We start from the raw sequence: 6,486 nt of genomic DNA, 5'->3' as shown, positions 1-6,486 counted from the left end.
TGTTGAAAGCCAACCTCGCCTCCGAAGCCATCATCGCCGGAGTCAAAGGCATCGGGCATGCGATCGCCAGTATTGGTCGCGGCATGGTAGGCGCGTTGAAAGAGGGCGTGGAGTACAACGCTCGCATGGAGCAATACTCCACAAGCTTCACGACGATGCTCAGCGACCAAGCAAAAGCCCAACAGCTCGTCAACGATCTGAAAGTTCAAGCGGCGAAGACTCCGTTTGGTATGGAAGAACTCGCGGGCAACATGCAAACCCTCCTGAGCTTTGGCATGAGCCTTGAGGATGCGAAAAAGCACCTGAACGAAATCGGCGATATCTCCCAAGGTGATGCGGTGAAGATGGAATCGCTCACGCTCGCCTTCGCCCAAATGTCTTCGACCGGCAAGCTCACGGGTCAGGACTTGCTGCAGATGATCAACGCCGGATTCAACCCGCTCGAAGAGATCAGCCGCAAGACCGGCAAAAGCATTGGTGAGCTCAAGGAGGATATGGCCAAGGGTGCTATTTCGGCTGACATGGTCGCTGACGCATTCGCCAGTGCTACTGCTGAAGGCGGGCGTTTCTACGGGGCCATGGACGCCCAATCCCAAACCTTTTCGGGCCAGTTGGCGACGATGCAGGATGGGGTTGAAAATCTCAAGGGGTTGTTGGCTGGTGGTCTGTCGGAGGCGTTGGCGGGTTCGGTGTTGCCGATGCTGAACGGGTGGATCGACGAACTCACGGCAGCGTTCGAAGAAGGCGGAACACCCGCCCTCATCGACACCCTCGGCACCGTCTTACAGGAAGCTCTCGCATTTATTGCCGAGCAGCTACCGATGGTGGTCGAGACCGGCATGAGCATTTTGACCGCGCTCCTTGAAGGCATTATCAAGGTGTTGCCACAAGTAGCAGAAACAGCCGTGACGTTGATTATCGCTCTGGTCGAGACAATCATCGAAGCGTTGCCGTCCCTGTTGGAGGCGGCGATACAGATCATCGCCACACTGGTCTCTGGTATCGGCGAAGCACTACCGGAACTGGTTCCTGCGGCGGTGGAGATGCTCATGGCTTTGGTACAGGGTCTGGTCGACAACCTCCCGTTGCTTCTTGATGCGGCGTTGCAGCTCATCACCGGACTTACCGAAGGCTTGATCGCTGCCATTCCCGTGATCATCGAAGCCCTCCCACAGATCATCACCGGGATTGTCACGTTCCTTGTGGGGGCGATCCCGCAGATCATCGAAGCAGGAATCCAACTACTCACCGCCTTGATCGGGGCGCTGCCTCAGATCATCACAGCGATTGTCGCAGCACTCCCGCAGATTATTACTGCAATCGTGGACGGCGTGGTTGGTGCTATCCCACAACTGATCCAAGCAGGCATTCAGTTGTTGACGGCTTTGATTGGGGCGTTGCCGCAAATCATTACAACTATCGTGGCCGCGCTCCCGCAGATTATCGGAGCTATTGTGTCGGCGATTGGTGGGGCGATCCCGCAACTCGTCCAAGCAGGCATCCAACTCTTGACCGCGTTGGTACGAAACCTGCCGCAGATTATTTCCACAATCGTCGCAGCAATCCCATCGATTATTTCTGGGATTGTGTCTGCTGTTGGTCAGGGCGTCTCAGCGATGGCCCAGGCGGGCAAAAACCTCGTCTACGGCCTGTGGAACGGTATCCAATCCTTAGCGGGGTGGCTGTGGAATTCGGTCTCGAACTGGGCATCAGGTATTTGGGACTCCATCACTGGCTTCTTCGGCATCCACTCACCGTCACGCAAGATGGCCTGGGCAGGACGGATGCTTGTCGAAGGCCTCGCAGGCTCCATCCGCACGGACGGCAACAAGGCTGTCACCGCAGCTTCAGGGCTCGCGCGCAACACGATAGACGCCTTCGCCGACCTTGAGGACGGGCTGGCCGTGCCGATCGAGGCGGTGGCAGACCTGCAAGTGCCGAGCGTTGACCTCACCCCACAACCCGTGACTGTATCTCAGCGAAGTACTGATGAAGCGGCAGAGCGTGTGGATGTCGCTGGGATCGTGGATGCGACTGCAAAGCGTATCCTCGGGTCTTTGGATATTTCGGTGACGTTGTCGGATGGGACGCTGGTGGGCAAACTCGCACCCGCCCTCGATAAACAACTTGCCCGCCTTGATCGGCGGCAGACCGTGATGGCAGGAGGATACTAACCATGTTCGGCTTCACCCTCAATAACCAGGTGTCTTCTGCTTCGCTGGGTCTGCGACTCACGGCACCCGTTGCGATCCCAGCGTCGGTGCGCAGGGCTGATGATATTGAGGTCAAAGGACGCGCCGGAACCCTCACGCGCTTCACGGGCTGGGAGGACACCGAGATCGATCTCGACCTCGCGGTGCCTGTTCGTGACGGGCTCGACCAGTATCGGCAGGCTGCTCACGAGCTGACGGGCTCTTCGACGATTGCGTTGACTGCCGAGCCTGGTGTTTACCGCAAGGTTAAGCACTGCGAAGTGAGCGAACTGCGCCGGGAGCTGTCGGGGTGGGGGTTCTTCACCGCGCGCCTGACCTGCCAGCCCTTCACGTACCTGACCGAGGGATTGAATCCGGTAACGCTCACTGCATCTGGGACGATCACGAACCCCGGCCTACTGGAAGCTGATCCGATCATCACAGTCACCGGCACCGGGGCGCTCTCGCTGACGATCAATACGAGCATTTATCACGTGAATTCGCCAGCAGGTTCCGTCACGCTCGACAGCGAACGTCTCGTCGCTCACGCCCACGGGAAAGTCCAGACCGATGCGCTCACCGACGCCTTCCCGACCTTCAAGCCTGGGATCAATCGCCTCACGCTCGGCGCGGGTATTTCGAAGATCGTGATCACGCCGAACTGGCGCAACCCCTAACACCCAACTCACTACATTCTCTGACGGCCATCCCTTCGTGGGGTGGCCACTGTTGTCTTTGGAAGGCCCCTCATGATTACGGTTCACGACCGCACCGCCACGACATTCACCACCACCGGGCTAGGAGTCTTGGATCGGGAGATCATCAATCCGATCGTGGTCGAGGAACTAGGTGGCGAATTCTCACTAACCTTCACCTACCCGGCAGACGGTCCAGCAGCCACGCACCTGACGCTTGAGAACATTGTGGCAGCGCCCGTGCCAGGGCTGGAGCAACGTCAGGGGTTCCGCATCAGCGAGGTTGTCACCACGCTTGACGGCATGCTCGAAGTGACGGCGTTTCACGTGTTCTATGATCTGGCGGGGAATCTCATCGCCGACACCTACGTGGTCAACAAAACCGCGAAAGGCGCACTGACCCAGATCCTTGGGGCGGCGAACACGAGCCACGGGTTTACTGCTACCTCGTCGGATACGGTGACGCGCTCGTCGGCGCGGATGGTGCGCATGCCCATCACCGCTGCGCTCATGGACGCGGGCGAGGACAACACGCTCATCTCGCGTTGGGGCGGCGAACTGGCCCGCGATAATTTCCATATCCATCACGCGCCCATGCGCGGAGCCAACCATGGGGTGGTCATTCGTGATCGGAAGAACCTCACTGGCTTCGAATCATCCATTGATTTTTCGACGGTGGTGACGCGGATTCTGCCAGTCGGATACGACGGCCTACTCCTGCCTGAACTGTATGTCGATAGTCCGAAGTTGGGTGATTATGTGGTGCCGCGTATCCGCGTCATCCGCTACGGACAAGTCAAAGCCATCACCGACAAAGACAACCCGCGTGAGGGTGAACTCCCACTCGACCAAGCCCACTCTGAGCTGCGCCGACTAGCTGCAGCAGAATTCAGCGCAAGACATGTCGATGAGCCGTCGGGCTCGTATAAGGTGCGGTTCGTCGATCTCGCCACCACCCGTGAATACGCTGATCTTGCACGCCTGGAAACCGTCGAAATTGGCGACACCGTGACCGTCCGTCACGCTGATCTTGGGATTGCGCTCACGGCACGGGTGGTCGCTTACGAATACAACCCGCTCACGCTCCAGTACATCTCCGTTGAGCTGGGTTCTACTGCTCGGAAGTTCACGTCTGTCACCCGGCAGGTCAAAACCGCCGTCAATACGGCGGTGGCTGCGTCGGATGCGGCAGGATTCGCACTCGCTTCAGCGGATGGGAAGAACACCAACCACTACGGCAGCATCCAGCCCGCCAAGGCCAAGCTGGGTGACACGTGGTTCCGGCAAAATGGCGAACAGGTCGAGATCTGGATCTACCAGCTCACTGATACCGGGCAGCCCGGCTGGGTGGCACTCGCTACTGATCTGAATCATGCCCAGCTCGGTGCGGAACTCGATGCCGTCCGCACACAAGTCGGCCACGCCCTGCTTGCGGCCCAGGATGCACAAACCGCCGCCGATGCTGTCGCCACTCAGATGGCGTCGGCGCAGGTGGAGATTGACCAGGCCAAGACCGCAGCCGCTGGTGCTACCCAGTTGGCGCAGGATGCCCACGACATCGCGGTAACCTCGGATGGGCGGCTCACGGTTGCCGTTGTTGATCCTAGCGTAGCGGATGCGGCTGGCCGACCGGAGGGTGCGCTGTGGCAAGTGCGCGTAGACGGAGTGATCGCCCGCCAATATCTCCTCACCAACAACCAATGGGAACAAACACCGGTCGGTGCCGCGATGATCGGGCCGAAAGCGATCAGCCAAGCACACATCGCAGATGCCGCCATCGGCACCGCACACATCGCTGATGCCGCTATCACCGACGCGAAAATCAGTTCACTGTCGGCAGCCAAAATCACGGCTGGGTTCTTGGCGGCTGACCGTATCGCCACGGGAAGTATTACCTCCGACAAGCTGACCATCGCGAGTGGGTTCATCACCACCGCAATGATTGCCAACGCCGCGATCACGGACGCAAAGGTTGGCAGTCTATCGGCGTCGAAGATTACGACCGGTACCTTGTCGGCGGCACGGATCGCTGCCGGTTCGATTACCTCGGACAAGTTGACGATCGCTAACGGTTTTATCCAGTCCACGATGATCAAGGACGCTGCGGTCACATCGGCCAAGATTGCTTCGCTGGATGCTGGGAAGATCACCACCGGGTATCTGAACGCCGCTCGGATTGGGGCGCGGTCGATTACGGCCGACAAGCTCGCGACCAACGCCATCCAAGTAGGCCTGGCAGACTGGACGCAATCGATCCGCATTACGCCCACGCAGATCGCCTGGTATGACGGGACCACCCTGGAAGGCAAGATCACGAGCGCTGGGATGCAGTTTTGGTACGGAACCCGCTATATCGGTGAGTTTGCTCGGCGGGCTCATAAGGACAAGCCGAATGTGCAAGGCATCGTCAACCAACTTGCTTACAAAGGCGACTACGTCGCCTGGACCTACCAGAAGGCAGACGGCGGCACCTACTACACCTGTCTCACCCTTGACCCGAAAGGCCTGTTTTACGGGCAGGCAGGTATCCACCTCGGCTCCGATCTGCGAACAGGTGGCTACAAGTTCTACACGACGGGCTCACGATATGTGACCTTGCAGGACTGCACGCTGACGGGCAAGGGAACCTATTCGGGCTGGGTGGGGCAAAGCGGGCTGTCGAAGATCGTGTTTCACACCTACGACCTGATGGTGGTCACCAATGGGTCGTATTACAACATGACCCGCCTATTCGACCGCACCAAGGATTTGATGTCGCGAATGAACGCAATCCTGAGCTTACTCAATCAAGGCTGGATCACATCCATCTCCGGAACCGGGTCGAACATCACCTGGCGGTACTTCTCCAACACTGGCCTGTCGGCCATGTCCACCAACCTCGCATAAGTAAAAGGAAACACTGATGAAGATCATGCTCGCAAACCAGTATTTGCAACCCATCGCAGACCTACTCACCAATATGCCGCTCAAGGCGGCGCAGTCCCGTGCCCGCTCGAAACTCCTCACGCTAGTGAAGGAAGCGATTGCGCGATTCGGGGAAGATGAATACGACCTCGTCGCCCAATTCGCAACACTTGACGATCAGGGTCGCCCAGTGTTCGCCGACGATGGCACGTTCGTCCTCGCCGACCCTGACAAGGCCAGTGAATTCCTCGAAGCCCGTCAAGCCCTGCTCGCGTCGATCGCTGAAGTATCGGGGCCAACCTACGACGGCCACGACAAGGACGTGAAAGCATTTCTTGATGGCTATGAGGGTGAGCTTTCTGGCGAAGCGGCCGAGGCCTATGACGTCCTTTACGACGCGATCACCAAGGGTGGCCAATGACCACCGAGGAAGAAACGAACACGGAGCTGATTGAGCCCAACGGCAATGAGTCAACGCCTAGCGAAGAAGTGCAGCTACCCATCGTCCCGGTCGAATCCGATGCCACGCCCTCACCACCAGCAGAGACCATCGAAGCCCAAGAACTCCCAGCGCCCAAGGCGGCGTCCTTCGACTTGAGCCTGCCAATTCTCGAGGTCCTCACCGACCCGACCATGTAGCCCAGTACTACACCAATTTTTAGATGCCTTCACCCCAGATGGGTGTGGGCAATTTT

5 protein-coding genes are annotated in these 6,486 nt (G+C 58.6%); all 5 read left to right on the top strand.

Annotated elements, in window-relative coordinates; translation table 11 throughout:
• On the top strand, positions 1 to 2,174 hold a 2,174-nt coding region (locus HMPREF2975_RS07655), incomplete at its 5' end, for a phage tail protein (protein WP_070726930.1).
• Between the two features lie 2 nt (positions 2,175 to 2,176).
• Positions 2,177 to 2,869 carry a hypothetical protein gene (locus tag HMPREF2975_RS07650; RefSeq protein WP_004007603.1) on the top strand — a complete coding sequence of 231 codons (693 nt, stop codon included), beginning with the start codon at positions 2,177 to 2,179 and terminating at the stop codon, positions 2,867 to 2,869.
• A 72-nt stretch (positions 2,870 to 2,941) separates the two neighbouring features.
• Complete coding sequence (locus HMPREF2975_RS07645) at positions 2,942 to 5,773, top strand: phage tail spike protein (protein WP_004012024.1); 2,832 nt, start codon at positions 2,942 to 2,944, stop codon at positions 5,771 to 5,773.
• Positions 5,774 to 5,789: 16 nt separating this feature from the next.
• Positions 5,790 to 6,212: a DUF1617 family protein gene (locus tag HMPREF2975_RS07640; RefSeq protein ID WP_004007601.1), complete on the top strand. Its 423-nt coding sequence runs from the start codon at positions 5,790 to 5,792 to the stop codon at positions 6,210 to 6,212.
• Complete coding sequence (locus tag HMPREF2975_RS07635) at positions 6,209 to 6,430, top strand: hypothetical protein (protein ID WP_004007600.1); 222 nt, start codon at positions 6,209 to 6,211, stop codon at positions 6,428 to 6,430. The genes HMPREF2975_RS07640 and HMPREF2975_RS07635 overlap by 4 nt, the downstream gene beginning before the upstream one ends.
• Positions 6,431 to 6,486 lie beyond the last annotated feature (56 nt).

This window comes from Actinomyces sp. HMSC065F12 (assembly GCF_001814535.1).
GTDB lineage: Bacteria > Actinomycetota > Actinomycetes > Actinomycetales > Actinomycetaceae > Pauljensenia > Pauljensenia radingae_A.
This window is presented reverse-complemented; position numbering and strand designations above follow the sequence as displayed.